We start from the raw sequence: 25,933 nt of genomic DNA, 5'->3' as shown, positions 1-25,933 counted from the left end.
GGTGCGTGAGGCTTAGGATCGACCGCAAAGGAGCATCCCCATGACCTCGACCATCGACCGCCGCACCGACTGGACCGCGATCGGCGCCGGAGAACTGGCGGACGTCATCGCGCTGCGCCGCGCGATCCATGCCGAGCCGGAAATCGGCAACGATTGCCCGCGCACCACCAGCAAGCTGAAAGCCGCGCTCGCCGGCCTGCCGCTGGAAATCCACGACAGCAGCTCGACCACCGGCTTCGTCGCGATCCTGCGCGGCGGGCGCGCCGGCGAGGGGAGCAACACCCGCACTGTCCTGCTGCGCGGTGATATGGATGCGCTGCCGATGACCGAGGAGACCGGGCTGGATTTCGCCTCCACCATCCCCGGCGCGATGCACGCCTGCGGCCATGACGCGCACAGCGCGATGCTGGTGGGAGCGACCAGAGCCTTGTGCGCGCGCAGGGACGAACTGGCGGGAACGATCGTCTTCATGTTCCAGCCCGGCGAGGAAGGGCATCACGGGGCGCGGCACATGATCGAGGATGGCCTGCTCGACATCGCGCGGCCCGATGCCGCTTTCGCGCTCCACATCTCGCCCAACGCGCCGGCGGGCGTATTTGTGGGGCGCGACGGGCCGCTGCTCGCCTCGACGGACACAGTCCACGCGGTGGTGCGCGGCAAGGGCGGGCATGCCGCGATGCCGCATGATTGCATCGATCCGATCCCGGTGGCGTGCGAGATCGTCTCGGCGCTCCAGATGTTCATCGCCAGGCGCGTGCCGGTGAGCGATCCGGCGGTGTTGACGATCACCCAGATCCATGCCGGCTCGTCGCACAACATCATTCCCGACGAGGTGAAGCTGATGGGCACGCTGCGCACGCTGTCGGAAACGACGCGCGAGAATGCGCGCGCCGCCTTCCGCCGCATCGCGACCGACGTGGCGGCGGCGCACGGCTGTACCGCCGAGATCCGGATCGACGCGGGCTATCCGGTCACGATGTGCGATCCACGCGCGACCGGGCTGATGCGCAGCCTCGCGGGCGAGATTTCCGGCGAGCGTGGCTGGTCCGAAATGCCTGCCCCGATGATGGGCGGCGAGGATTTCTCCTATGTGCTGCGCGAAGTGCCCGGCGCGATGGCGTTCATCGGCGTCGCGCCGGAGGGCAGCGATCCGCGCACCAATCCGCCGCTACACAATACGAAGATGACGATCGAGGAATCGGTGATGGCGAAGGGCATCGCGATGCATTGCGCGGCGGCCGAACGCTATCTTGCCAGCGGTTTCGATTGAACGGGCGCGGGCATCAGCCCGCAACCGCTGCCGCGATCGCAAGCGTGCGGCGGGCATCGTCGCGGTGGAGCAGCTCCACCATCTTGCCGCCGACGCGAATCGCGCCCTTGCCGGCATTCGCTGGATCATCGAACGCATCCACGATCGCCCGCGCCCAGGCGATCTCATCCTCGCCGGGCGAGAAAACGGCGTTGGCGGGCGCGATCTGCGACGGGTGGATAAGCGTCTTGCCGTCGAAGCCCCACGCCAGCCCCTGGCGGCATTCCGCTTCTACGCGCGCGGGATCATCGATCGCGTTGCATACGCCATCGAGCGCGGCGATCCCCGCCATGCGCGCGCACAGCACCAGCTGGCTCATCGCCGGGAGCAACGGCGCGCGATCGATACCGGGGCGGCAGCGCATCTCCTTGGCCAGATCGTTCGGCCCCAGCACCAGCGCGGCAAGCCCCGTTTCAGCCGCCGCCGCGACGATCCCGGCCAGATCGACGATGCCCCGGCACGTCTCGATCATCGCCCACAACGCCGGCCCCGCCCCCAGCGGCGCGCGCGCCGCGCGCAGCGTGTCTTCGGACGAGACCTTGGGGAGCAGCACCGCATCGGGCGCCGCCCCGGCCAGCGCCGCAAGGTCATCCGCGCCCCAGCCGCTATCCGGGCCATTGACCCGCACCACCAGTTCGCGCCGGCCGAACCCGCCCTCGCGCACCGCCGCCACCGCCTGCTCGCGCGCCGCCACCTTCTGGTCGGGCGAAACGGCATCTTCCAGATCGAGGATCACGACATCGCAATCCAGCCCGCGCGCCTTCTCGATCGCCCGCGCGTTGGACGCGGGCATGAACAGCGCGCTGCGCCTCGGCCTGGTCAAAGCCTGGCCTCCACCGCGTCGTGAAACTGGCGGATGCCCGCTTCCATCGCGCCGAGCGTTATCCGGTCGACAGTGCCGGATTGCAGCCCCTCCTGCCCCAGCGCCGCGGCGCGGAAATCCTCACTGCCGAACACCCCGCCATCGAGCAGCGCCCAGCTTTTCTCCCAGTGTTTCAGCGCCTTTTCGGTTGCCGGCGGCTCCGGGATCAGCATGAAATCTTCCACCAGCACGCGATTGTGCGCCTGCGGCATCATCACCATCAGATTCACGTAATCGGGGCTGACGATCAGGACGGTGCCGGGAAAAAGCTGATAGGTGTAGGTTATCGCGGAGCGCAACGTGGGCCAGTCGCCCGCGCGCACCGCCGCCTCCTCCACATCGCGCCCCACCGCCGATCGTTGATGCGGCCCGATCGCATCGGCGGTGGAAACGCCATCCTTGAAGAACGGCCCGATCGTGTTCGCATGGAGGCGGAGCACATGATAGCTTTCCAGAAACGCATCCATGATGAGTTTCCAGTTGGCCGGCACGTCATGCGTCCGGCGCTTGAACAGATGGAGCCCGGCCAGCCCGAAGGCATCGAAATCGTGCCCCAGCGCGTCCGCCTCGGAGAAGTCGGCATGCTCGTCGAACGAAAACCAGATCAGCCCGCCCGCCTCGCGCGTCGGCAGGCGCTTCAGGCCATAGTCGGCCTTGTCGAGCCCCGGAAAGGTTTCGGCGCGCGGCAGCCCGGTGAGCTTTCCGTCCAGCGCGTAGCTCCACGCATGATAGGGGCACACCAGCCGGGGAGCGCAGACGATTTCCCTCCCTTCGACCAGACGGGTGGCGCGATGCCGGCACACGTTCAGGAACACATGCGCCGCCCCGGCCCTGTCGCGCGTGATGAGCAGCGGCTTGCCGAAGCCATCGTGCGGCACCGCCATATTCGGCTCCGGCAGCAGCGCGGATGGCGCGATGACGAGCGGCACGCGCGTGAAAATCCGCTCCTGTTCGGCCAGGTGCCGCGCGGGATCGGTATAGGCGGCCGCATCGACATAGCTGATGCGCGGCGCGCGCGGGGTGCCGCCATCGGCCAGTCTGGCGGCCAGGGCGAGTTGTCCGGCCGTTGGCTGGAGGCGGCCAGCGGGTGCGTTCATGGCTGTCCTCTCACTCTTTTCCCGCTAAGTGTCGCGGAACGTGACGCGGGGGGCAAGGGGCCAGATGAACGCACAGGCTGAACGGACGTGGGGCGACGGTTTGCGCCCCTATCTGGAAAAGGCGCCGCTCGCCGCGCTGGCGCTGGGCGTCTCATCCGGCTTTCCCTACGCGATGATCGGCGCCACGCTCACCACGCGGCTGGCGCAGAGCGGGATCGACAAGAAGACGGTGACGGCATTCAGCCTCGCCTTCCTCGTCTATAACCTGAAATTCCTGTGGGCATGGATCGTGGACGGGGTGCGGCTGCCGGGGATCGGCCGGCTTGGCCAGCGCGTATCGTGGCTGCTGATCGCGGGCGTGCTGGTGATCGCGGCCGTCACCCATCTGGCGCTGATCGATCCGCAGGCGGATATCGCGGCGACGGCGCTGGCCGCGATCCTCGTCGGCGCGGCGGGTGCGACGTTCGACATCGTCATCGACGCCTATCGAATCGAGATACTGGAGCCGCGCCAGCTGGGCGTCGGCGCCGGCATGAGCCAATATGGCTGGCGCATCGGATCCGCCGGTGCGGGCGCGCTGGCGCTGGTTATCGCCGCCCGCAGCGGATGGAGCCTGGCCTATCTCGCCTGCGCATCCTTCGCGCTGCCGGCGATGATCGCCGCGCTCGTCGTGGGCGAGCCGGAGCGACGCCATGTCGTCGCGGAGCGCAAGGGTCTGCCGGCGTTGCTGGAAGCGATCTGGCGCCCGTTCGTGCAATTCTTCGCGCGGCCCGGCGCGCTGGTGATCCTTGCATTCATCCTGATCCACAAGATCGGCGACACGCTCGCCAATCTCACCTTCCGATTGCTGTTCGACGATCTCAAATTCAGCAATGACGAGATCGCCTTCTACGATGTCGGCCTTGGCTTCTGGGCCTATCTGATCGGCATCTTCGCTGGCGGGATCCTCTATGCGCGCATGGGGCTGAAGCGATCGGTGCTGCTGGCGCTGGTGCTGATGGCAGTATCGAACCTGAACTTCGCCGGTCTGGCCGCCGCCGGGCATTCCAACGTCGGCATGGCGGGCGCGATCGGGTTCGAGAATTTCGCCAGCGGTTTCGGCGGGGTCGCGGTGGTCGCCTATTTCTCGGCGCTCTGTGATCTGCGCTTCACCGCCGCGCAATATGCGCTGATCTCGGCGGCGGCGAGCATCCTCGGCCGGATCGTCACCGGCACGACGGCGGGCGCACTGATCGAATGGATGGCCTATGTGAACTTCTACCTGTTCACCACCGTGATCGCGCTTCCGGGCGTGCTGCTGTTCTGGTGGATGAGCCACACCGGCATGATCGATCGCTCGATCGGCAGCGCCGGCACCGCGGGGGACGGAGACGTGCGGCAGGAAGGTAGCATCTGACCCCGGCTATTCCAGCGCGAAATCCAGCGTGAAGACGGCGCCGCCCGCATCGCCATCACGCGCGCCGATCGTCATCCGCATCACTTCGGCGAAGCTGCGCGCGATCGCCAGCCCCAGCCCGCTTCCCCCGCGACTGTCCGATCCGGTGCCGCGCGCGAACGCCTCGAACAACGCCTCTGCGCCCCCGGATGGCAATCCCGGCCCCTGATCGGCGATCGACAGCCGCACGCCCTGCGGCAGCCGCTCGCCCGCGATGGTGACGCGCCCGGCGCCGTGCGTAGCGGCATTCGTCAGCAGGTTCAGCAGGATGTGATGCAGCAAGCGCGGGTCTGCGGGGACGAGCGGCAGATCGGGCGGCACACGAAAATCCAGCTTCGCATCCGGCAACAGATCGCGCAGGTCATGCACCGCCCCGGCTACCGCGTCGGTAAGGTCGACCGGCTCGATCGCGGCGGCGAGCGTACCGCTGTCGATCCGCACCATCTCGATCAGGTTGGCGAGGAACCGCCGCAGCCGCGCCAGCTCCGCGCGGGCGATCGGCAGCGCCGGCTCGGCCGGATGATTCGCCCCGATCGCATCGAGCGCCGTGCCGACCGCGGTGAGCGGCGTGCGCAGATCATGCCCGATCGACGATAGCAGCGCGGATCGCAGCCGATCGCGCTCCTCGATCACCTTCACCTCGCGAAGCTGATCCTCCAGCCGCAGCCGTTCGTGCGCGAGCGCCGCCTGCCCGAGCAGTGTCGACAGCAACGTCGCGCGCGTCGCCGGCACCGGCGCGCCGCCATCGCCGCGCGCCAGCGCCACCACCGCCAGCGTGCCCAGCGTCGTGCGCAGCGGGTGAAACTGCCAGTCGGCCGCATTGAGCGTGCCGGTGTCATAGCCGGTGACCTCGCCCCGGCTCCACGCCCATTCCGCCGCCGCGCGGTCGACCGGGCTCAGCTCGGGCGGCGTATCGGGGGGGCAGGCGGAGATCACCGTCAACGCCCCGCTCGGCGCGGCCAGCAGGAGAACCGACACGTCCAGCGTCCGCGCCAGCTCGGTGCACACCGTATCGCTGGTCGTCTGCCAATCCGAGCTGCGCGCCAGCGCCTGTCCGAACGCGGCAACCGCCGCATTCTCGACAGCACTGCGCGCGCCGATCGACGCGCGCACGCGCAGGCGATCGGCGAGGCTTGCGACAAACACGGCGATGCCCAGCAACACGATCACCGTCAGAACGCTCTGCGGGTCGGCGATCGTGAAGGTGTAGATCGGCGGCAGGAAAAAGAAATTATACGCCAGCCCCGCCAGCCCACCCGTAACGATCCCCGGCCAGCGCCCGAACAGCAGCGAGATGAGGATCACCGGCAGCAGATAGATAAGATCGATCGCGCCCGTCCCGATCACCGGCTCGACGATCGTGGCGAGCGCGGTGGTGGCCGCGATCGCGATCCCGCCGGCGGCCATGCCGCGCCAGTCCACCTTGCGCGCCGAACGCTCGGCGCGCGGCGCCGGCGCCGCCTGTTCCGAGGGGATGACATGCACCGCCAGCCCCTCGCTCTGCCGCAGCAGCCGCTCGACCACGGAGCCATGCCGCAGCTCGAACCACCAGCTCCGCCGCGACCGGCCGAGCACGAGCTGCGTCGCACGCATCCCCGCGATATGCGTGGTCAGCCCGTCGATCACGGTTTCCGCCGGCACGCTGGCGATCGTCGCGCCTAGGCTGGCGGCGAGTTGCAGCGCGTCCGCCACGCGCCGGCGCTCGTCCGGCCCGAAACCGGCGGTGCGCGGGGTTTCGATATGGATCGCCTGCCACGGCGCGCGCAGCGCATCCGCCAGGCGCTTGCCCGCGCGGACGAGCGCGTCCCCACCGGCCAGTTCGCTCACCGCCACCAGCACGCGCTCGCCGCCGGCATAGGTGCCCGACACGGCATGGGCATCCAGGAAATCAACGAGGCTGCGATCGACGCTCTGCGCGGCACGGCGCAGCGCCATCTCGCGCAGCGCGGAAAGATTTTCCTTGGAGAAGAAATGCCCCAGCGCCCGGGTCGCCTCGGCGGGAACATAGACCTTGCCCTCCTTGAGCCGGTCGATCAATTCGTCCGGCGGCAGATCGACCACTTCGATCTCCGCGCCCTCCAGCACATGATCCGGCACGGTTTCGCGCACCCTGACGCGCGTGAAGCTCGCGACCACGTCGTTGAGGCTTTCGACATGCTGGACGTTCAGCGTGGTGTGAACGTCGATCCCCGCGTCGAGCAGTTCCTCCACATCCTGCCAGCGCTTCGCATGGCGGCAGCCCTCGGCATTGGTGTGCGCCAGTTCATCCACCAGCGCGAGGCGCGGCGCACGGGCGAGCACCGCATCGAGGTCCATCTCCTCCAGCACGTGGCCGCGATGCTCGATCCGCCGGCGCGCGATGACGGGCAACGGCGCCACGAGGCGCTCGGTATCCTGTCGCCCGTGCGTTTCGACCACGGCGATGGCGACATCGACCCCGGCGGCCATCCGCTCCGCCCCCTCACGCAGCATCTCGAACGTCTTCCCGACGCCGGGCGCGGCACCGAGGAAGATCTTCAGCCGTCCGCGCTTCTCGCGCGCGGCGGCACGCAACAGGGCCTCGGGTGATGGGCGACGATCGGTCAACACGCACTCCTCATGCCGCGAGCATATGGCAAATCCGGCCGAAAGCACGCCCCGCGCCGCGATCTTTACGCGATCCTTATGCGAAACGCCCGCTTTCGCCCGCGCATCCTTATGCCCTGACCTCCTAACTGAGCCTCCGAGGCCGCATCCCGCGGTTTGCGAGGCATTTCCATGTCCGATCTGTTGTGGCTTGCCGTGCTCGGCGGCCTTTTCCTGCTCACCGTGGCGTTCATCCGCCTGTGCGACGCGGCCTGACGCGATGACGCTGCACCTGTGGCTCGCCGGCCTGACGGCGCTCGCGCTCCTTGGCTATCTCGTGGCCGTTCTCGTGCGGCCGGAGCGGTTCTGACATGACGGCTCAGGGCTGGGCGCTCATCGCCCTCTTCATCGCCATTCTTGGCCTGGCCGCGAAACCGGCCGGGCTGTGGCTCTTCGCGCTTTACGAGGGGCGGCGCACGCCGCTCCATGCGGTGCTCGGCCCGGTGGAGCGCGGCTTCTACCGCGTCGCCGGCGTGAACCCCGCGAAGGAGCAGGGCTGGCGCGCCTATGCGCTGCACATGCTGCTGTTCCAGCTCGCGACAGCGCTGCTCACCTATTTCGTGCTGCGCGCGCAGGCGGTGCTGCCGCTCAATCCCGGCAAGCTGCCCGGCGTCGGTGCGGACGGCGCGATGAACACGGCGATCTCGTTCGTCACCAATACCAACTGGCAATGGTATTCGGGCGAAAGCACGCTTTCGAACCTCAGCCAGATGCTCGCGCTGACGATCCACAATTTCCTGTCGGCCGCGACCGGCATCGCGATCGCCTTTGCGCTGTTCCGCGGCTTCGCGCGGCGCGAATGCGCCACCGTCGGGAACTTCTGGGCCGACATGACGCGCGTGACGCTCTACATCCTCGTGCCGATCAGCGTGATCTACGCGCTGTATCTCGTCTGGGCGGGCGTGCCGCAGACTTTCGTCGCCGGGATCGACACGCATACGCTGGAAGGCGCGAAGCAGACGCTCGCGCTCGGCCCGGTCGCCTCGCAGGAAGCGATCAAGATGCTCGGCACCAACGGCGGCGGATTCTTCAACGCCAATTCCGCGCATCCGTTCGAAAACCCGAGCGCGATGACGAACCTCGTCCAGATGCTCTCGATCTTCGTCCTCGGCGTGGGGCTGACCTATACCTTCGGCAAGGCCGTGGGCGATACGCGCCAGGGCTGGGCGATCCTCGCGGCGATGACGATCCTGTTCGTTGCCGGTGTCGCCGTGTCTTATGGCATGGAGGCGCATTCCACGCCGCTGATGCACCAGCTCGGTCTTGCCGGCGGCAATATGGAGGGCAAGGAAGTCCGCTTCGGCATCGTCGGCTCCGCGCTGTTCGCGGTGGTGACCACGGCGGCATCGTGCGGCGCGGTCAATGCCATGCACGACAGCTTCACCGCGCTCGGCGGGCTGATCCCGATGTTCAACATGGAACTGGGCGAAGTGGTGATCGGCGGCGTCGGCGCCGGCATCTACGGTTTCCTGCTGTTCGCGATCCTCTCGGTATTCGTTGCGGGTCTGATGGTGGGGCGCACGCCGGAATATGTCGGCAAGAAGATCGAATCGCGCGAGGTGAAGCTCGCCGTGCTGGCCATCGCGGTGCTGCCGCTGATGATCCTGGGCGGCAGCGCGATCGCCACGGTGGCGCAGGCCGGCCTCGCCGGGCCGCTCAACAAGGGGCCACACGGCTTCTCCGAGATCCTCTACGCCTTTTCCTCCGCTACCGCGAACAACGGCTCCGCCTTCGCCGGGCTCACCGCCGGCACGCCCTTCTACAACGGCCTGCTCGGCATCGCGATGTGGGTGGGGCGGTTCTTCATGATCGTGCCGGTGCTGGCGATCGCCGGCAGCCTGGCGGGCAAGAAGCACACGCCCGCCAGCGCTGGCTCCTTCCCCACCACCGGGGCGCTGTGGGTGGGTCTGCTCGTCGGGATCATCGTGATCGTCGGCGGCCTCACCTTCCTGCCGGGCCTCGCGCTCGGGCCGATCGCCGATCATTTCACCGCCGTCTCCGGCCAGCTTTTCTGAGGGCTATCCCATCATGGCCAACGCAACCTCCATGTTCTCGCCCACGTTAGTGGTGCCCGCGATCGGCGATGCCTTTCGCAAGCTCGATCCGCGCGCGCTGGTGAAGAACCCGATCCTGTTCGTCACCGCCTGCGTCGCCCTGCTGCTTACCCTGTTCCTCGCCATCGGCGGCGAGCAGGTGTCGACCGGGTTCCTCGCGCAGCTTATCGTGTGGCTGTGGCTGACGGTGCTGTTCGGCACCTTCGCCGAGGCGCTGGCCGAAGGGCGCGGGCGCGCCCAGGCCGCCTCGCTGCGCGCCACCAAGTCCGAGCTGCGCGCGAAGCTCCTCTCCGGCATCGGGGAAACCTGGGAGCTGGTTCCCGCCACGCAGCTTCAGAAGGGCGAGCTGGTGCTGGTGGAAACCGGCGATCTCGTTCCCGCCGACGGCGAGGTGGTGGAAGGCGTCGCCAGCATCAACGAGGCGGCGATCACCGGCGAGAGCGCCCCGGTGATCCGCGAGGCGGGCGGCGATCGTTCCGCCGTCACCGCGGGCACGCGCGTCATCTCCGATCAGATCAAGGTGCGCATCACCGCGGAGCCGGGCCACGGCTTCCTCGATCGCATGATCGCGCTGGTCGAGGGCGCGGAGCGGCAGAAGACACCGAACGAGGTGGCGCTGACGATCCTGCTGGTCGGCCTGACGATCATCTTCCTGATCGCCGTGGGCACGATCCCGAGCTTCGCGAGCTATGCCGGCGGCAGCGTTCCGGTCGCGATTCTCGCGGCGTTGCTCATCACGCTGATCCCCACCACGATCGCCGCCCTGCTCTCCGCGATCGGCATCGCGGGCATGGACCGGCTGGTGCGCTTCAACGTGCTCGCCAAATCGGGCCGCGCCGTGGAAGCCGCTGGCGACTGCGACGTGCTGCTGCTCGACAAGACCGGCACGATCACGATCGGCGATCGCCAGGCCAGCGCGTTCAGCCCCGTCACCGGGGTGGACGAGCGCACGCTGGCGGAAGCGGCGCTGTTCGCCAGCCTCGCCGATGAAACGCCCGAGGGCCGCTCGATCGTCGTGCTCGCCCGCGACAGGTTCGGCCTGACGCAGACGCTGCCGGCGGGTGCGGAGGTGATCCCCTTCACCGCCCAGACCCGGCTTTCCGGGCTCAGCTTCGACGGCGGCCTTGTTCAGAAGGGTGCGGTCGATTCGATCCTGCGCGCCTACCCCGATCTCGCCGCCAGCGTCGCCGCCGCCGAGCTGCGCCGCGCGACCGACGAGATCGCGCGCGCCGGCCAGACCCCGCTCGCCGTGGTCCGCGATGGGCGGCTGATGGGCGCGGTCGCGCTGAAGGACGTGGTGAAGGCGGGCGTCCGGGAACGGTTCGCCGAGCTGCGCCGCATGGGCATCCGCACGGTGATGATTACCGGCGACAACCCCCTCACCGCCGCCGCCATCGCCGCCGAGGCCGGCGTGGACGATTTCCTCGCCGAAGCGACGCCGGAGGACAAGCTGGCGCTGATCCGCAAGGAGCAGCAGGGCGGCAAGCTCGTCGCGATGTGCGGCGATGGCACCAACGATGCCCCCGCCCTCGCCCAGGCGGATGTGGGGGTCGCCATGAACACCGGCACGCAGGCCGCGCGTGAGGCCGGCAACATGGTGGATCTGGATAGCGATCCCACGAAGCTGATCGAGATCGTCGGGCTCGGCAAGCAATTGCTGATGACGCGCGGCGCGCTCACCACCTTCTCCGTCGCCAATGATGTCGCGAAATATTTCGCGATCATCCCGGCGATGTTCGTGGCGCTCTATCCCGGCCTTGGCGTGCTCAACGTGATGCACCTTTCAAGCCCGCAGAGCGCGATCCTCTCCGCGATCATCTTCAACGCGCTCATCATTCCGGCGCTGGTGCCGCTCGCGCTGCGGGGCGTGACGTACAAGCCGATGGGCGCCGGCCCGCTGCTGGCGCGCAATCTTGCCATCTACGGCGTCGGCGGCCTGCTCGCGCCATTCGCCGGCATCAAGCTGATCGATCTCGCGGTCAGCGCGCTCCATCTCGCCTGAGGGACAGTCCCATGCTCAACGACATCAAATCCGGCCTGCGCCCCGCGCTCGTGCTCACCGTGCTGTTCGCCGCGCTGCTCGGGCTCGCCTATCCGGCGCTCATCACCGGCATCGCGCAGCTCGCCTTTCCGTGGCAGGCGAACGGCAGCATCGTGACGGACACGAAGGGCCAGGCGATCGGCTCCGCGATCCTGGGGCAGCAATTCGCACAGCCCGGTTATTTCCACGGCCGCCCGTCCGCTGCCGGCAAGGGATATGATGCGCTGGCTTCCTCCGGCTCGAACTTCGGCCCTGCCGCAAAGCCGCTCGCCGATCGCCTGAAGGCCGACATCTCCAGCAATCGCCATTCACCGGACGTATTGGCTCCTCCTGCCGATCTGGTGACAGCCTCCGCCTCGGGTCTCGATCCCGATATCAGCCCCGAGGCGGCTTTTTATCAGGCGCCGCGCGTGGCGGCCGCGCGCGGCATCGGCTTTGCCACCGTCCGCGCGCTGGTGGAGCGGCACGTGCGACAACCGCTGCTCGGCTTCATCGGCGAGCCGCGCGTCAACGTGCTGGCGCTCAACCGCGCGCTCGACGCGGCCGCGCCGCGCCCCTAACACGGTGGCGATGATCAATGCCGCCCGCGTCCTGCTGATCGAGGATGATGCCGCGATCCGCCGCCTGCTTCATGCGGCGCTGACGCGGGCGGGCTATCGCGCCAGCCAGGCCGCGACGGCGCGCGAGGCGATGAGCCTCGTCGATATCGAGCGGCCCGATGCGGTGCTGCTCGATCTGGGCCTGCCCGATCGGGACGGGCTTGAGCTGGTGCAGCTCATCAAGGCGCGCGGGGATATGGTGCTGCTGGTCGTCTCCGCCCGCAACGAGACGGAGGAGAAGGTCGCCGCGCTCGATCTGGGCGCCGACGATTATATCACCAAGCCGTTCGATACCGAGGAGCTGCTCGCCCGCATCCGCACCGCGCTGCGCCATCGTCGCGCGGGCACGGCGGCGAACGACGAACTGGAGGCGGGGCCGGTATCGATCGACCTCGCCCGCCGCCGCGTCCGGCGCGACGGCATCGACGTTCATCTGACGCCGAAGGAATTCGGGGTGCTGGCCGAACTGGCGCGCCATCCCGATCGCGTCATCAGCCATGCGCAATTGCTGCGCACCGTATGGGGGCCGGCGCAGGAGGATCATGTGGAATATCTGCGCATCGTGATCCGCGCGCTGCGCGCCAAACTGGAAAGCGATCCCGCCCAGCCGCGCCTGATCGTCAACGAACTGGGTATCGGATACCGGCTGGCGACCGGTTAGGCCGTCTTGCTCGCTCGCTCACGTTTGTCCGGCGGCGTCGATCCGCCAGGGGTGACCGAGATTTGCTTCGATAAAGCGATCCCGCACAGCCGCACGTCATCATAACGGATTGGGTTGGCGGTCGTCAGGCGCTGGCACTCAGTCAGCTTATCGAGCGGCACGGCCCGGCTGGGGGCGACTTGTATCCGCCATAAAAGGCGATCAGGCGCGGTCGCGGTTCAGCGTGAACGAACCGGGCAGCGAATATCTGCCGAGGCCGGTCGGCGGTTTCGCTCAGTCCACGGTATCCAGTGGCGCCGGGCCGGTGGTGACGACCGGGATCTGCTTTACGCTGCTGTCCTGCGCGGTGAGCAGATAATCGGCGGTGGTGAGGAACGGCACCGGGTTCACCGCGTGTCCGTCGATGCGCACCTCATAATGAAGGTGCGGCCCGGTGGAGCGACCCGTCGAGCCCATCAGCGCGATCAATTGCCCGCGCTTCACGCGCATGTTGTCGCCGACCAGGATCTTGGAAAGGTGGCCATAACGGGTCGCGATGCCCTTGCCGTGGTTGATCTCGACCATGTTGCCATAGCCGCCAAGCCGCTCGGCATGGCTCACCACGCCATCGGCGGTGGCATAGATCGGCGTGCCGACCGGGCCGGGGATATCGACGCCGGCATGCATCGCGGCGGTGCCACGGAACGGGTCGCTGCGCACGCCGAAATTGCTGGAGAAATTGAGGTGCGCGACCGGCTGGACGGAGGGGATGGCGATCGCGCCCTGCCCCTGCTCCATCGTGTCCATCTTCTTCCACGTCATGAAGAGCGAGCGGAACTGCGCCTCGCCGCTCATTTCGCTCGAGGCTTCCACGCTGCTGGCGGCAAGAAGCGGGCCGCCTACGGCAGGCTTCTGGGCCGCTTCGGGCGCCGCGCTGGCATGACCGGCCAGCGACAGGGAGGCGATTGCGGTCAGGATAGCCCGACCAAGGCCCCGGGTAAGCTGCGTTGAAGAAAATTGCGACATCAGACCCCGACGAGCGACAGTTGATCGACCACCGCCGAGGCGACCCGGCGCTATTATCTCTTGTCTGGATCGCACCCCCGCGCCCCGGACGACGCTTTCTGGCTCGGACCGGTAAAGATACGCAATAGATCACGCCCTTGGTCGCGTCGGGGCGGGTCGAACGCACGTCGAGTCGTTATAACATGCGTTCAAATGCCTGAGTTTGGCTGTTTGAACCGGGGATGAATCGGCTTACACCATTGCCATCAGGCTCGCATTACCCCCTGCCGCCGTCGTGTTGATCGAGGTGGACACCTCCTCCACCAGCCAGTCGAGCCGATAGCTTCCGGCCTGCGGAAGCACGATCGGACCGGGCAGTTCGGCCAGGGTGGATAGCACGCCACGGAGCCTTTCGGTGTCGCCCTCGATCAGGGCGCCCGCGAAGGGCCCTGCCTTCGCCCAATCCGCAACCCACTCCACGCGACGCGACACCGATTGCGGCAGACCGGAGAGCCGTCCGGCCTCGCCAGCGGCCACCACTTGATTGCCGCCGGCAAGCGCGGCACCAAGTTGCGCGACGAACCCGTCGCGCGTTTCCGGCACCAGCAGAATCCGGCCGCGCGGGTGAAGCGCGTACAGATTGCGCTCACCGACCGGGCCGGGAAGTTCCACTTCAACGCCGAGCAATGACGCGCGGATCGCGTCGCGCACATGGCCTGCCGCCACGGCGTCGCCCATCTCCTCAAGCCACAGCGCCAGATCGCGCGCGGCCGGATCGCCGTTGTTCGACGAAAGCTGCGGCGGCACAGGGATACGCGTCACCAGCCGCCCGAGATAGAGCGGGCCTCCCGCCTTCGGCCCCGTTCCTGAAAGGCCGCGTCCACCGAATGGCTGCAATCCCACCACCGCGCCAATCACGTTGCGGTTGATATAGAGATTGCCTGCCCGCACCCGTTGGGTCACATGCGCGATCGTTTCGTCAAGCCGCGTATGCAGACCGAACGTGAGGCCGTAACCGGTGGCGTTGATCGCATCGATCAGCCGATCCAGCCCGTTGCGCCGATAGCGCACGACATGCAGCACCGGGCCGAACACCTCGCGCTGCAGATCGGCGATATCGTCAAGCTCGATGATCGTCGGTGGCACAAACGTGCCGTGCGCGGTCTCGCCTGCGAGCGCGATCTGCTCCACCTGCCGGCCGAGCTTGCGCATCCGCTCGATATGTCGCTCGATAGTCGCCTGCGCCTCAGCGGTGATGACCGGGCCGATATCGACCGCCAGCCGATCGGTCCGCCCTATCGACAACTCGTGCAGCGCGCCCTTGATCATCGCCAGCGTGCGATCGGCCACATCCTCCTGAAGACACAGGATGCGCAGCGCCGAACAGCGCTGGCCAGCACTGTCGAAGGCGGACGCGATCACATCTGCCACCACCTGTTCGGCAAGCGCGGAGGAATCGACGATCATCGCATTCTGCCCGCCTGTCTCGGCGATCAACGGAATCGGATGGCCATCTTGTGAAAGTCGGCCGGCCAGTTCGCGCTGGATCAGTCGCGCTACCTCAGTCGATCCAGTAAACATTACCCCCGCTGTTTCGGGTGCCGCGACCAGCGCCGCACCGATCTCGCCATCGCCGGGCAGGAGTTGCAGCGCGTCCGCGGGTACGCCCGCCTCGTGCAGGATCGCGACGCCCTGTGCGGCGATCAGCGGCGTTTCCTCTGCCGGCTTGGCGAGCACCGGATTGCCTGCGACGAGTGCGGCGGCAATTTGCCCGGTGAAGATTGCTAGCGGGAAGTTCCACGGGCTGATGCACGCGACCGGCCCGAGCGCACCATGCACCGGCCCCAGCGTGCGCCGTGCCTGTTCGGCATAATAGCGAAGGAAATCGATTGCCTCGCGCACCTCGGCGATGGCGTTGGGCAGAGACTTGCCCGCCTCGCGCACTATCAGACCAAGCAGGGTGGGCATGCGATCCTGCATGATATCCGCCGCGCGATCGAGACAGCCAGCGCGGTCCCCCGGCGATACTGCCGCCCATGCCTTTGCGGCCCCCACTGCCCGCGCCGCAGCTTCGCGCGCCTGTTCCACGGAGACCTCGATCACCGTTCCCACAACATCGCGATGATCGGCCGGATTTAGTATCTTGCGCGGCGCGCCCACGCCGTCCGCCGCCGCCGCGCGCCAGGCGTAGGTCGCGCTGGCCCGCATCGTTTCACCAAGTTCCGCGAGTACGCCTTCGTCGCTAAGATCGAGCCCCGCTGAATTGAGCCGCGCACCATACAACTCACGCGGCAACGCGATCTGCGGATGCTTTTGCCCCGGCACTGGCATCGCGCGCACCGCCGCCACCGGATCGGCGACCAGTTCCGCAATAGACACTTCCGGGTCTGCGATTCGATTCACGAACGAGGAGTTCGCGCCATTCTCCAGCAGCCGGCGGACGAGATAAGCGAGAAGCGTCTCATGCGTCCCCACCGGTGCATAAATGCGGCACGGTCGATCGAGCTTATCCTTTCCGACAACCTCGTCATAGAGCGGCTCGCCCATGCCGTGGAGGCACTGAAACTCGTAGCGGCCGATCGAGAAATCCGGCCCGGCCATCTGGTATATCGTCGCCAGCGTTTGCGCATTGTGCGTCGCGAACTGCGGGAAGACGTGGTCCGTCGCGGCCAGCAATTTGCGCGCACAGGCGATATAGGCAACGTCTGTGTGGATCTTGCGGGTATAAACCGGGAAGTCTGAAAGGCCGTCCACCTGGGCGCGCTTGATCTCCGCGTCCCAATAAGCTCCCTTCACGAGCCGAACCATGATCCGCCGCCCGCTCCGCCGCGCCAGATCGACAAGCCAGTCGATCACGAACGGACAGCGCTTGCCATAGCCCTGCACCACAAATCCGAGTCCATTCCAGCCAGCGAGTTCGGGATCGAGGGCAAGGCTTTCGAGCAGGTCGAGCGAGAGCTCCAGCCGGTCGGCCTCTTCCGCGTCGATGTTGAAGCCGATGTCATGGCCTTTCGCCATGGCAGCCAGCGCTTTCACGCGCGGCAGCAACTCGCCCATTACCCGTGCCGCCTGGGCGCGCGAATAGCGCGGGTGCAGCGCGGATAGCTTGATCGAGATGCCCGGCCCGCCATAGACGCCGCGCCCGCCCGAAGCATTGCCGATCGCGTCGATCGCCTTTTCGTAATCGCGGTAGTAGCGGTCCGCATCCGCAGCCGTCGTGGCTGCTTCGCCCAGCATGTCGTAACTGTACTGGAAGCCTCGCGCCTCCAGTGCTTTCGCCCGCTTCACCGCCTGTTCGATCGTCTCCCCGGTGACGAACTGTTCGCCCATCATCCGCATCGCCATGTCCACCCCGCGCCGGATCACCGGCTCTCCGGCGCGCGCGATCAGCCGGGTCAGCGCAGCGCCAAGACCGCTGTCGTTGACACTGCTGGTCAGCTTGCCGGTGACGACAAGGCCCCATGTCGCCGCATTGACGAACAGCGAGCGTCCGTCCCCCACATGCGCGCGCCAGTCCCCGCCGGCGATCTTGTCACGGATCAGCGCGTCACGCGTCGCATCATCGGGGATGCGCAGTAACGCTTCGGCAAGGCACATCAGCGCCACGCCCTCCTGGCTCGACAGCGCATATTCCTGAACGAGGCCCTCGACCCCGTCGCCCTTGCGCTTGGCGCGCAGCGCCGTGATGAGCGCGGTCGCAGTGCGTTCTGCCTCGACCACCATCCACGGGGCCAATGTCGCATCTTCCATCAGCGCTCGCACGCATTCCACCTCGGGCCGGCGATAGGCGGCGGTGATCGCTTCGCGCAGCGCAGACTGTGCACGAACGGACGGGGCGAAATCTGCGAACAGCGGCGAGGTAGCGTTTGTCATGCCGTCCGGTAGCAGATTATTCGATAGCAATCCGCCTGATGATCGATCAAATCAGGACCATCTGAACTAATTGAAGCTGATGCTTTGAGTTAAACAGGCTAGATAGCATTGAAAGATAGTCCGATCGACCCATTCGACCAGCGCATCATCGAAGCGTTACGCGACGACGGACGGATGTCCGTGACCGAGCTCGCCGGAAGAGTCGGCCTGTCGAAAACCCCGTGCCAGATCCGGCTTCGGCGATTGATCCATGATGGCTATATCCGCGGCTTCCGCGCGGTGATCGATGCGACCAAGCTTGGGCTGGATCACATCGCCTTTGCCGAAGTCAAACTGTCGGACACGCGCGAAGCCGCGCTGGAGGAGTTCCGCCGCGCGGTCCTGAAGATCCCCGAGGTGGAGGAATGCCATATGATCGCGAGCAGCTTCGATTATCTGCTCAAGGTCCGCACGGCGGACATCCGGCGCTATCGCGTCGTGCTGGGTGAGCGTATCTCCAGCCTGCCGCATGTGGCCAGCACATCGACATTCGTTGCGATGGAAACGATTCGCGAAGCCTCGATGTGATCTCTTGCAAACGAAACACGGGATGGTCGGAGACAGATTCCTGACCTAATTTTTCCACGCGCTAAGGCATTGATGTTACGTCGCCACACAGCTCGTCTGTCAGCGAGTGGTAAAATACGGGGTACAGGTAGACAAGTGCTTGAGCGCCACGCAGCGGAACGCCGAAGGCGGTGCAAGACCCAAATGCGGTCATTCGGCGCAGCATTAACACTTCCCGATTCTTGCTGTTCGTTCAGCTTGAAAAAGGCGCCTCTTCCACCGCCAAATCGAATGACCGAACGTCTGGCACTGGGGGGGCGGAACGACCGCTTACGGGAACGCCGATAGCGGTAGCCGACATGCCGGGGTACCGCCTTTTCCCCGAACACGATGGTGTAGTGGGAAAGCCCTATCCGGTCAGTGACGGGTGAACGGTGGGATGAGGCGCAGGAAAGAAATATTGCCGGGTTTGCTTGTTTCGGCAGATCAGGCCGGATCCCCACCCAAGATTGCACGCTGTCTCGTCAAAAAGGATACAAGATCGTTCGCGGGCCGCCCGCTCAACCGCTCGACCTCGTCGGTCGTCCGATCCTCGACGCCATGCGCAATGGCATCGTCCATGGCGGCAAGCTTCGATGCGTAATCGCGCGGGATGCCAAAGCTGGCGTAGCGATCCGTCAGTTCGTCCGTCGAGAGGCGGTGATGACCCACGGGACGACCGCTCGCCGCGGTGATCGCGTGCGCCACCTCGTCATAGGTGAGCGCTCGCGGCCCGGTCAGCACGTGCTCGCCGGAGCCAAGCGCCGGGTCGGTCAGCGCCCGGACCGCCACGGCGGCGATGTCCGTCGCATCGATGAACGGCACGCGGCCGTCCTGCGTTGCGGAATAGATGCGGCCTTCATCGAGTATCGACGACAGATGCTGAGTCGTGAAGTTCTGCATGAACCAGCTCGGGCGCAGCACCGTCCAGCGCGGCGCATGGGCGTGGACCCAGGCATGCACCTCGCCCATCATCGGCCCACCCTCGGCCAGGGACGAAGCACTCAGCAGCACCAATCGCCCCGTCGCCTGCGCCACCGCCTGCTCCAGAAACGGGAGCATGACTGGCAGATGCTCCGTCCGGTCGGTGGGCGCGACGAGATAGACCGAGCTTACGCCATCGAGCGCCGGACCATAAGTCGTCGTATCCTCCCAATCGAACCGGACCTGATCGGGCGCTGACGGACGCCGGGTCGCTATGCGCGCCTCCGCCCCGCCGGCCACCAGCTGCTCCGCAACCGATCGGCCCGTCGTGCCGGTGCCGCCTGTAACCAGGATCCGATCACGCATGATCGGCCTTTCCGGCAACGAGCGCATCGATCAGCGCTGCACCCTTCGTTGCCCGCAGCGCGACGAGCGGATTCCAGTAATCGCGATAGTGGACGATGCGCCCGCCCGACGTGCGGATCACCGAGATGTAGCTTTGGTCATATGGCTCACCGGTCGTCACGCCGCGCCCGAAGCCTTCGAACTCCAGAACCACGATATCGGGATCGGTCGATGGATGAACGACAGGCTCCCCCATGCGATCGAAGGCGATCATCTTGCCCGCCTCCTCAAGATGGCCGGCAATGGCGGCGCGGCCCTCCAGGCGGGTGGCCAGCCCTGCTGGCGCATAAGGAAATTCCATCACTCCGTCGTCAGCCATCATCTCAACGAAGGTTGTGGCATCAGCGTCGATCCTGTCGCCCAGCGCCTGACGGAGCATGGATGAGAAGCTTTGAATATTTTCGGTCATGCATTATCTCCAAGCCGATGGAACGCCACCGTTCCGTCGTTACATAGGCAGGACACGATGGAACGCAAACGTTCCGACGAAGAAAATTCGCAAGCGCGCGCGCCAAGTGGTGCGGCTGTCATGCGCGTCGAGGTGACCGAGGCGCTGACACGCGCCTTTTTCCAGGAGTGGGCGCGCACAGGCTATTCGGGCCTGAGCCTTGAGCGCGTCGCGCGATCGGCCGGTGTCGGAAAGGCCGCGCTCTATCGGCGGTGGCCTGAAAAAGCTGCAATGGCGAGTTATCTCCTGTCGCGCGTTGGGCTGACGATCACCGATGTCGATGCGCAGGGATCGCTGGAAGACGATCTGAAAGCGACGCTGTTCGCTATTCGACGAGTGCTTCGACACCGCGCGGTGAAGCGCATCCTCATGGATCTTCACGCAGAGATCGAACGGACCCCGGCGCTGGAGCGAGCCATACGACCGTTCCAGCGCGCGCGGCGAGAAAGGATTGACGCATTGATCGACCGCGCGATCGCGCGGGGGGAGTTAGCCCCATCGATCGATCGTGGAACCGCAGCCGATCTCATTGCGGCCCCGCTATACTGGCGATTGGCGGTTCTGGGCGGGCGATCAGACCGGGCGCATATAGAGCGGCTTGCCCGGATGATCACTGCTGCGCTGCGCGGTCAGGGATGATCATCCGTCATCTCGAAAACGAACCCGTAGCGGGAAGGTGACGCTGCCGATCGCATTTCCATGATGATGCTCCTCGAAGATTGGAAAGGGGCGGGCGCGGGTCAGGCAGGCACCGGCAGCTTGCCGGCGCGCATCGCCGCGATCACGCCGCCATCGATCAGCAGGTCGCTGCCGGTGATGAACCCGGCCGTTGGGCCTAGCAGGAACGCTGCGGCCTCCGCGATCTTCTCGGGCGGGGCCATTCGCTTTGCCGGCGACGCTTCCATCACCGCGCCGCAGCCAGCTAGGGGAACAGATGAGGCATTCATCGCGCAAGCGGCCATTGAACGATTCCACGAAGCCGTTCTGCTGCGGCTTGCCGGGCGCGATGTAATGCCACTCGACGCCTGTGTTTCGACACCAGGCGGGCACGGCATGCCTGGTCAGTTCGGTGCCGTCGTCGCTGAGCAAGCGAGATCGGTCATGTGGCAGCCAGCCGCTCGGCGATTGTGGAGACCCAAATGCAATCGTCCCGAGAACACCAGCTTACTCCCGCCTTCGGCCACTGGTTCATCCGCTCGGCGACGTTTTCAAATTGGGAGCGACTCCCTCGCGCGGGAGTTTGTCGGGGATGACATCACTGCTTTTACGCTCGACGTTCCGCCTGTGTCCCGTCAAACCGCTGTTCTATGATGTGGGGAAATGGTGTCGAGCAGTCGGGCTATCTACCCTGACCGCGCTAATCAGCGCGTGCGCCTCGATCGGCCCATCGACGAAGCTTGCCGCCCCCGCCCCTGTATTTGCGCCGTTAGCCTTCTTCACCGGACATACCGTCGGCGAGGGCATTCTGCGTGTGACCCTATCACACGCACGCCGGGTCCATGTCGTCAGCGATGGCCGGGTCGAACCCGACGGTACGCTAGTTCTCATTCAACGCGTAGAGGAAGGGAGCAAGCCGCCGCGCGAGCGCACCTGGCATATGCGCGACCTCGGCGGTGGCCTGTTCGCGGTGTCGCTTAGCGACGCGATCGGTCCGGTTGAGGCCGACGTGGCCGGCAACCGATTGCATCTGCGCTTCCGAGCGAAGGGCGGGCTCGGAATTGAGCAATGGATCTACCGCCAGCCTGGCGGCGATACCGCGTTGAACCGCATGGTGGTGCGAAAGTTCGGCCTGCCCGTCGCCTCGCTGCACGAGACGATTCGGCAGGTTCGTTGATGCGATCGCGGCCCATTGTGTCGCCAGCGTCACTCGTATTGGCGCCAGGGCTCAGCCCCGGTCGCGCTTTGTCCACGCGGGAACGCCCAAATTCGCGTCTGAATGACGATCGCGCAGACCCAGAGCTGGTCGTTCACGCGACGTGATAGGTCTCCCGGAAGCAGACATCCGTTCATGTACGTCTGATGGCGTCTGACGCACATAAGGATAGACAGATGGCCGTTCGTTTGACGCGCGATGGCGCGGTTAAGGATCAGAGACTCGCGGCAACATGGAACGTCGGTGTCGTGGTCAACCTCTCGATCCGTTCGGGGTCCGGTTTAAGCAGGCCGCGGGATTGCGGAAGCGTCTGCCAAGGCCACCGCTCACGCTGGGGGCTTTTCGTAGGCCATGGCGGGTCGCGCTCCCACGTTTAGCGTAGTAGGTCTTGGGCAAGCACATTGCGATGAAGAGCAGGACTACGGTTGTCGACGTATATCGAGCAATTCGACTGGGCTTCCACCCCTCTCGGGCCCAAAGAGTCGTGGCCCCCTGCGCTCCGCACGACCTACGACATCCTGATGTCGAGCGGCTTCGGCATGTGCGCCGTCTGGGGGCCTGAGCGCACCTTTTTCTATAATGAAGCCTATATTCCGTTCCTGGCCGAACGTCATCCGCAGGCGCTGGGTCGGCCGATCGATCAGGTCTGGGTCGACGTCTGGAATGACATCGAGCCGCTGGTCGATCGGGCGATGGCGGGCGAGACCGTGCATCTCGAGAACCTGCGCCTCGTCATGACCCGCAAGGGCTATGAGGAAGATACCTATTGGACCTTCTCGTACAGCCCGCTGCGTGACGGCGACCGGATCATCGGCTTTCTCGATGTCGCCGTTGAGACGACCGAGCTGGTCGCCGCGCAGGAGCGCGACCGGGTGAACGCCGAACGCGTCCAGCTCGCGCTAGGCGCAGGCGCAATCATCGGAACATGGTTCTGGGACCTTCCGACGGACAGCTTCACTGTCGATGCGGCATTCGCCCACAGCTTCGGCATGGATCCCGCGCTGGGGCGAACGGGCATTCCGCTCGAGCAGGTCATCGCGACGGTTCATCCCGACGATCGCGATGGCCTGCTCGCGGCAATTGGTGACGTCATCGCCCGGAGCGGTGCCTACGCACACCAATATCGGGTTCGCAGGAATGACGGACGCTATTATTGGATCGAGGCCAATGGGCGTGTCCATCATGATCCCGACGGCACCCCCCGCAGCTTCCCCGGCGTATTGATCGACGTCGAGGACAGACGCGCCGTCGCGGCGGAGCGTGATCGGGCCATTGAGACGCTCAGGCATCTCAACGAAGAGCTAGAGCACCGCGTCGAAGAACGAACGCGGGAGCTGCGCGACTCGATGGATTTCGCTCGACTGGCCCTTTCCGCCGTGGGCGGCGTCGGTGTCTGGACGTTCGACGTCGCGAAGGACTGCTTCACCTGCGACGCCAACGTCGCCGAGCTCTACGACATCGATCCGATCCAAGGCGCCAAGGGCATTCCTCGAGCCGATTTCCTGGCCAACGTGCACGAGGACGACCGGGCGAAGCTGCGCACCACGATGGCGGGCGGTCTGATCGAGCCAGGCGACTTAGAGCTCGAATACCGTATCGTTCACCGCGACGGGTCAACGCGCTGGGTGCTCTCGCGTGGTCACACCTATTTCGACGACGCGGGACGGCCCGTTCGCCGGACGGGGGTGGGTGTCGACATGACGTCGCAACGGCTGGTCGAGGATCAGTTGCGGCAGGCGCAGAAGATGGAGGCCGTTGGCCAGCTCACCGGCGGGATCGCGCACGACTTCAATAACCTTCTCCAGGGTATTACCGGCAGTCTGGAGATTATTGGCCGCCGCATCGCCGAGGGCCGAACCAACGACGTTGGCCGTTTCATCACAGGCGCGACGACGGCTGCGAACCGGGCTGCCGCGCTGACCCACAGGCTCCTGGCCTTTTCCCGACGCCAGCCGCTCGATCCCAAGCCCGTCCGCGCCAACACGCTGCTCGCTTCTATGGAGGATCTCCTTCGCCGGACGATCGGCGAGACGATCGCGATGGAGTTGGCCCTGGCCGATGACTTGTGGATGACCCGATGCGATCCGAACCAGCTCGAGAACGCCGTGCTCAACCTGGTCATCAACGCCCGCGACGCCATGCCGGATGGAGGATGGCTGACAATACGGACGGCGAACGCCCATCTCGAAATGCCCCTTGAGGCCAAACAGCGCGGTGTCATGCCCGGCCAGTATGTGTGCATTAGCGTGACCGACACCGGGATCGGCATGAGCGCCGACACGATCGCGAAAGCCTTTGAACCGTTCTTCACGACCAAGCCGATTGGACAAGGCACCGGGCTCGGCCTGTCGATGATTTACGGTTTCGCGCATCAATCGGAAGGACACGCCAAGATCAGCAGTGAGGTCGGCGAAGGCACAACCTTCACCATGTATCTGCCGCGCTATTTCGGGGCTGATCTGGAGGACGAGGGCGTCGCGGCCAACGAACAAGCACGCTCCAGCGAGGCTGGCGGAGTTGTTCTCGTCGTGGAGGACGAACGGGTCGTGCGCGGACTGATCGTGGAGGAGCTCGGCGAGTTGGGCTACGCAACGCTCGAGGCCGCCAATGGGCCTGAGGGGCTGTCAATACTTCAGTCCCGCCGCCATATCGACTTGCTTGTCACCGATATCGGCCTGCCGGGTCTGAACGGGCGGCAGCTGGCAGATGCCGCGAGAGCGTTTCGTCCTGGCCTAAAAATCCTGTTCATGACCGGCTACGCAGAGAATGCGGCTCTGGCGTCGGGTTTTTTGGAACCCGGCATGGCAATGATAACCAAGCCATTCGCAATGAAAACGCTTGCCAGCCGCGTGACCGAGTTGATCGAGAGTTGAGTTTGTCGCTTCACGTCGAGGGCGCAGAGTAGAGATTCTCATCGTTTCCGTTAGTGCAGCTTGAAAAAGGCGCCTCTGCCACCGCCAAATCGAATAACCGAACCTCTGGTCGTCCGGGAAGGACGCCCGCGGCTCTCGTTCCCCGCGAGGGACGGGCTGGCAGACCCGGCTAAACCGTCTTGCCGGCGAGCCGCTCGACGAGGAAGTCGACGAACACGCGCACCCGCGCAGGGATAACGAAGCCACCGACGAAGACCGCGTGGATCAGTTCGACGTCGCCTGGATTGTAATCTTCCAGCAGTGGGACGAGCCGCCCGTCCGCGATCTCGGCTGCGACGCTGAAGCGGCCGACGCGGGTGATGCCGACCCCGGCGGCAGCGAGCTGGCCCAGCGTCTCGCCATTGTTAGCGATGATACCGCCCTCAACGCTCAGCGTGAAATCTCCGCCGCCGCGCCGGAACGGCCAGGTCGGCTCGGCCCGGCGGAAATTGAAGTTGAGGCAGTTGTGAGCGTGCAGGTCCTCCGGCAGCTGCGGGGTGCCGGCACGCGCGAGATAGCCGGGCGAGGCGACGATCACCCGGCCGGACTCGCCCAGCTTGCGCGCGGTCAGCCCGCTGTCGGCAAGCGGGCCGAAGCGGATCGCGACATCCGCCTGTCCTGCCGCGACGTCGACCAGCGTGTCGGTCAGCGCCACGTCGATCAGGATGTGCGGATAGGCGTGCGCGAAGTCGCCAAGCAGCGGTACGACGCACATCCGGCCATGCGCCAGCGCCGCACTGATCCGCAGCCGTCCGCGCGGCGCGCCATGGTCGGCGATCTGCTGCTCGGCATCGTCGAGATCGGCGAGGATCCGCCGTGCCGCGAGCAGATAGGCCTGCCCCTCGGCAGTCAGCGTCAACGCCCGTGTAGACCGTAGCAGCAGCCGCACGCCAAGCCGTGCCTCGATCCGGCCGATGGCCCGCGCCACCGCCGATGGCGTCAGCCCGAGCGTACGGCCGGCGGCGGAGAAGCTGCCTTCCTCCACCACGCTCGCGAACAAGGCAAGCGATCGGGCACGATCGTCGCTGCCGGCTGTTTTTGCGTCCAAGGCATAGATCCTTTGCATCGGCGGCCGGTTCCACCGCGCTGTTTCACCGTCCATCTATGCGCGTGACGATGAAATTCGCAAAGGATCGAGACTGTTGAAAAAGGCCTGCGCGAAATCGGCGTGGCGGATGGCTGGCGATGCCGGACACCGAATGATGCGCCGCGTATCAGGCCGGCGCGGCTTGCCGGGCGAGCAGCT

The 25,933-nt window shown here is 66.0% G+C and carries 19 protein-coding genes and 2 pseudogenes; 11 read left to right on the top strand and 10 right to left on the bottom strand.

What is annotated here, in order from left to right; genetic code table 11:
- The first annotated feature begins 40 nt into the window (after nt 1-40).
- Nucleotides 41-1,270, top strand: a complete 1,230-nt coding sequence (locus tag FFS35_RS17535; RefSeq protein ID WP_137788178.1) for a M20 family metallopeptidase — start codon at nt 41-43, stop codon at nt 1,268-1,270.
- A 13-nt stretch (nt 1,271-1,283) separates the two neighbouring features.
- Here the strand turns inward: FFS35_RS17535 and FFS35_RS17530 are convergent, their stop codons facing one another.
- Both FFS35_RS17530 and FFS35_RS17525 read right to left on the bottom strand, forming a co-directional pair.
- Nucleotides 1,284-2,132 carry a CoA ester lyase gene (locus FFS35_RS17530; protein WP_249341722.1) on the bottom strand — a complete coding sequence of 283 codons (849 nt, stop codon included), beginning with the start codon at nt 2,130-2,132 and terminating at the stop codon, nt 1,284-1,286.
- Nucleotides 2,129-3,268 carry an aromatic ring-hydroxylating dioxygenase subunit alpha gene (locus tag FFS35_RS17525; protein WP_137788177.1) on the bottom strand — a complete coding sequence of 380 codons (1,140 nt, stop codon included), beginning with the start codon at nt 3,266-3,268 and terminating at the stop codon, nt 2,129-2,131. Before FFS35_RS17525 ends, FFS35_RS17530 begins: the two co-directional genes overlap by 4 nt.
- A 64-nt stretch (nt 3,269-3,332) precedes the next feature.
- On the opposite strand from FFS35_RS17525, the gene FFS35_RS17520 reads away from it, so the two are divergent.
- Nucleotides 3,333-4,664 carry an MFS transporter gene (locus FFS35_RS17520; protein WP_137788176.1) on the top strand — a complete coding sequence of 444 codons (1,332 nt, stop codon included), beginning with the start codon at nt 3,333-3,335 and terminating at the stop codon, nt 4,662-4,664.
- A gap of 6 nt (nt 4,665-4,670) precedes the next feature.
- On the opposite strand, the gene FFS35_RS17515 is transcribed toward FFS35_RS17520, so the two are convergent.
- Nucleotides 4,671-7,289 carry a sensor histidine kinase KdpD gene (locus FFS35_RS17515; RefSeq protein WP_249341721.1) on the bottom strand — a complete coding sequence of 873 codons (2,619 nt, stop codon included), beginning with the start codon at nt 7,287-7,289 and terminating at the stop codon, nt 4,671-4,673.
- Between the two features lie 259 nt (nt 7,290-7,548).
- On the opposite strand from FFS35_RS17515, the gene kdpF reads away from it, so the two are divergent.
- The 5 genes from kdpF to FFS35_RS17490 are packed head-to-tail and all read left to right on the top strand — an operon-like array spanning nt 7,549 to nt 12,683.
- Nucleotides 7,549-7,638 carry a K(+)-transporting ATPase subunit F gene (gene kdpF, locus FFS35_RS17510; protein WP_137788175.1) on the top strand — a complete coding sequence of 30 codons (90 nt, stop codon included), beginning with the start codon at nt 7,549-7,551 and terminating at the stop codon, nt 7,636-7,638.
- 1 nt (nt 7,639) lies between these two features.
- Nucleotides 7,640-9,343, top strand: a complete 1,704-nt coding sequence (kdpA, locus tag FFS35_RS17505) for a potassium-transporting ATPase subunit KdpA (protein WP_137788174.1) — start codon at nt 7,640-7,642, stop codon at nt 9,341-9,343.
- 13 nt (nt 9,344-9,356) lie between these two features.
- Nucleotides 9,357-11,384: a potassium-transporting ATPase subunit KdpB gene (kdpB, locus tag FFS35_RS17500; protein ID WP_137788173.1), complete on the top strand. Its 2,028-nt coding sequence runs from the start codon at nt 9,357-9,359 to the stop codon at nt 11,382-11,384.
- Nucleotides 11,385-11,395: 11 nt separating this feature from the next.
- A complete protein-coding gene (gene kdpC, locus FFS35_RS17495; RefSeq protein ID WP_137788172.1) occupies nt 11,396-11,983 on the top strand; it encodes a potassium-transporting ATPase subunit KdpC in 588 nt (195 codons plus the stop codon).
- 10 nt (nt 11,984-11,993) lie between these two features.
- Nucleotides 11,994-12,683: a response regulator transcription factor gene (locus FFS35_RS17490; RefSeq protein WP_171007674.1), complete on the top strand. Its 690-nt coding sequence runs from the start codon at nt 11,994-11,996 to the stop codon at nt 12,681-12,683.
- A gap of 273 nt (nt 12,684-12,956) precedes the next feature.
- On the opposite strand, the pseudogene FFS35_RS17485 reads toward FFS35_RS17490, so the two are convergent.
- Nucleotides 12,957-13,577 (bottom strand): annotated as a pseudogene (locus FFS35_RS17485) (M23 family metallopeptidase); the annotation flags it as partial.
- 342 nt (nt 13,578-13,919) lie between these two features.
- The gene (putA, locus tag FFS35_RS17480; protein WP_137788170.1) at nt 13,920-17,540 is read right to left on the bottom strand and encodes a trifunctional transcriptional regulator/proline dehydrogenase/L-glutamate gamma-semialdehyde dehydrogenase; all 3,621 of its coding nucleotides are present in this window, start codon (nt 17,538-17,540) and stop codon (nt 13,920-13,922) included.
- A 108-nt stretch (nt 17,541-17,648) separates the two neighbouring features.
- Between putA and FFS35_RS17475 the strand changes: the two genes are divergently transcribed.
- On the top strand, nt 17,649-18,107 hold the full coding sequence (locus tag FFS35_RS17475; protein ID WP_137788169.1) for an Lrp/AsnC family transcriptional regulator: 459 nt from the start codon (nt 17,649-17,651) through the stop codon (nt 18,105-18,107).
- 465 nt (nt 18,108-18,572) lie between these two features.
- Here FFS35_RS17475 and FFS35_RS17470 read toward each other — a convergent pair whose 3' ends face one another.
- Together FFS35_RS17470 and FFS35_RS17465 are read right to left on the bottom strand one after the other, a co-directional pair.
- On the bottom strand, nt 18,573-19,415 hold the full coding sequence (locus tag FFS35_RS17470) for an NmrA family NAD(P)-binding protein (protein ID WP_137788168.1): 843 nt from the start codon (nt 19,413-19,415) through the stop codon (nt 18,573-18,575).
- The gene (locus tag FFS35_RS17465; RefSeq protein WP_249341720.1) at nt 19,408-19,863 is read right to left on the bottom strand and encodes a nuclear transport factor 2 family protein; all 456 of its coding nucleotides are present in this window, start codon (nt 19,861-19,863) and stop codon (nt 19,408-19,410) included. The genes FFS35_RS17470 and FFS35_RS17465 overlap by 8 nt, the downstream gene beginning before the upstream one ends.
- Nucleotides 19,864-19,920: 57 nt before the next feature.
- Between FFS35_RS17465 and FFS35_RS17460 the strand changes: the two genes are divergently transcribed.
- The gene (locus FFS35_RS17460; protein WP_249341719.1) at nt 19,921-20,541 is read left to right on the top strand and encodes a TetR/AcrR family transcriptional regulator; all 621 of its coding nucleotides are present in this window, start codon (nt 19,921-19,923) and stop codon (nt 20,539-20,541) included.
- Between the two features lie 101 nt (nt 20,542-20,642).
- On the opposite strand, the gene FFS35_RS17455 is transcribed toward FFS35_RS17460, so the two are convergent.
- Nucleotides 20,643-20,807 carry an SDR family oxidoreductase gene (locus FFS35_RS17455; RefSeq protein WP_283214577.1) on the bottom strand — a complete coding sequence of 55 codons (165 nt, stop codon included), beginning with the start codon at nt 20,805-20,807 and terminating at the stop codon, nt 20,643-20,645.
- 31 nt (nt 20,808-20,838) lie between these two features.
- Nucleotides 20,839-20,991 (bottom strand): annotated as a pseudogene (locus FFS35_RS17450) (integrase core domain-containing protein); the annotation flags it as partial.
- Between the two features lie 160 nt (nt 20,992-21,151).
- Between FFS35_RS17450 and FFS35_RS17445 the strand changes: the two are divergent.
- Nucleotides 21,152-21,736 carry a DUF3833 family protein gene (locus tag FFS35_RS17445; protein ID WP_249341727.1) on the top strand — a complete coding sequence of 195 codons (585 nt, stop codon included), beginning with the start codon at nt 21,152-21,154 and terminating at the stop codon, nt 21,734-21,736.
- 464 nt (nt 21,737-22,200) lie between these two features.
- Entirely contained in the window at nt 22,201-24,648 is a 2,448-nt protein-coding gene (locus tag FFS35_RS17440) for a PAS domain-containing protein (protein ID WP_249341718.1), read from the top strand.
- Between the two features lie 169 nt (nt 24,649-24,817).
- On the opposite strand, the gene FFS35_RS17435 is transcribed toward FFS35_RS17440, so the two are convergent.
- Nucleotides 24,818-25,735, bottom strand: a complete 918-nt coding sequence (locus tag FFS35_RS17435) for a LysR family transcriptional regulator (RefSeq protein ID WP_137788166.1) — start codon at nt 25,733-25,735, stop codon at nt 24,818-24,820.
- Nucleotides 25,736-25,933 lie beyond the last annotated feature (198 nt).

This window comes from Sphingomonas sp. 3P27F8 (assembly GCF_005502745.1).
Taxonomy (GTDB): Bacteria; Pseudomonadota; Alphaproteobacteria; order Sphingomonadales; family Sphingomonadaceae; genus Sphingomonas.
Note: the sequence above shows the minus strand (reverse complement) of the source record. Positions and strands in the feature narration are given on the sequence as shown.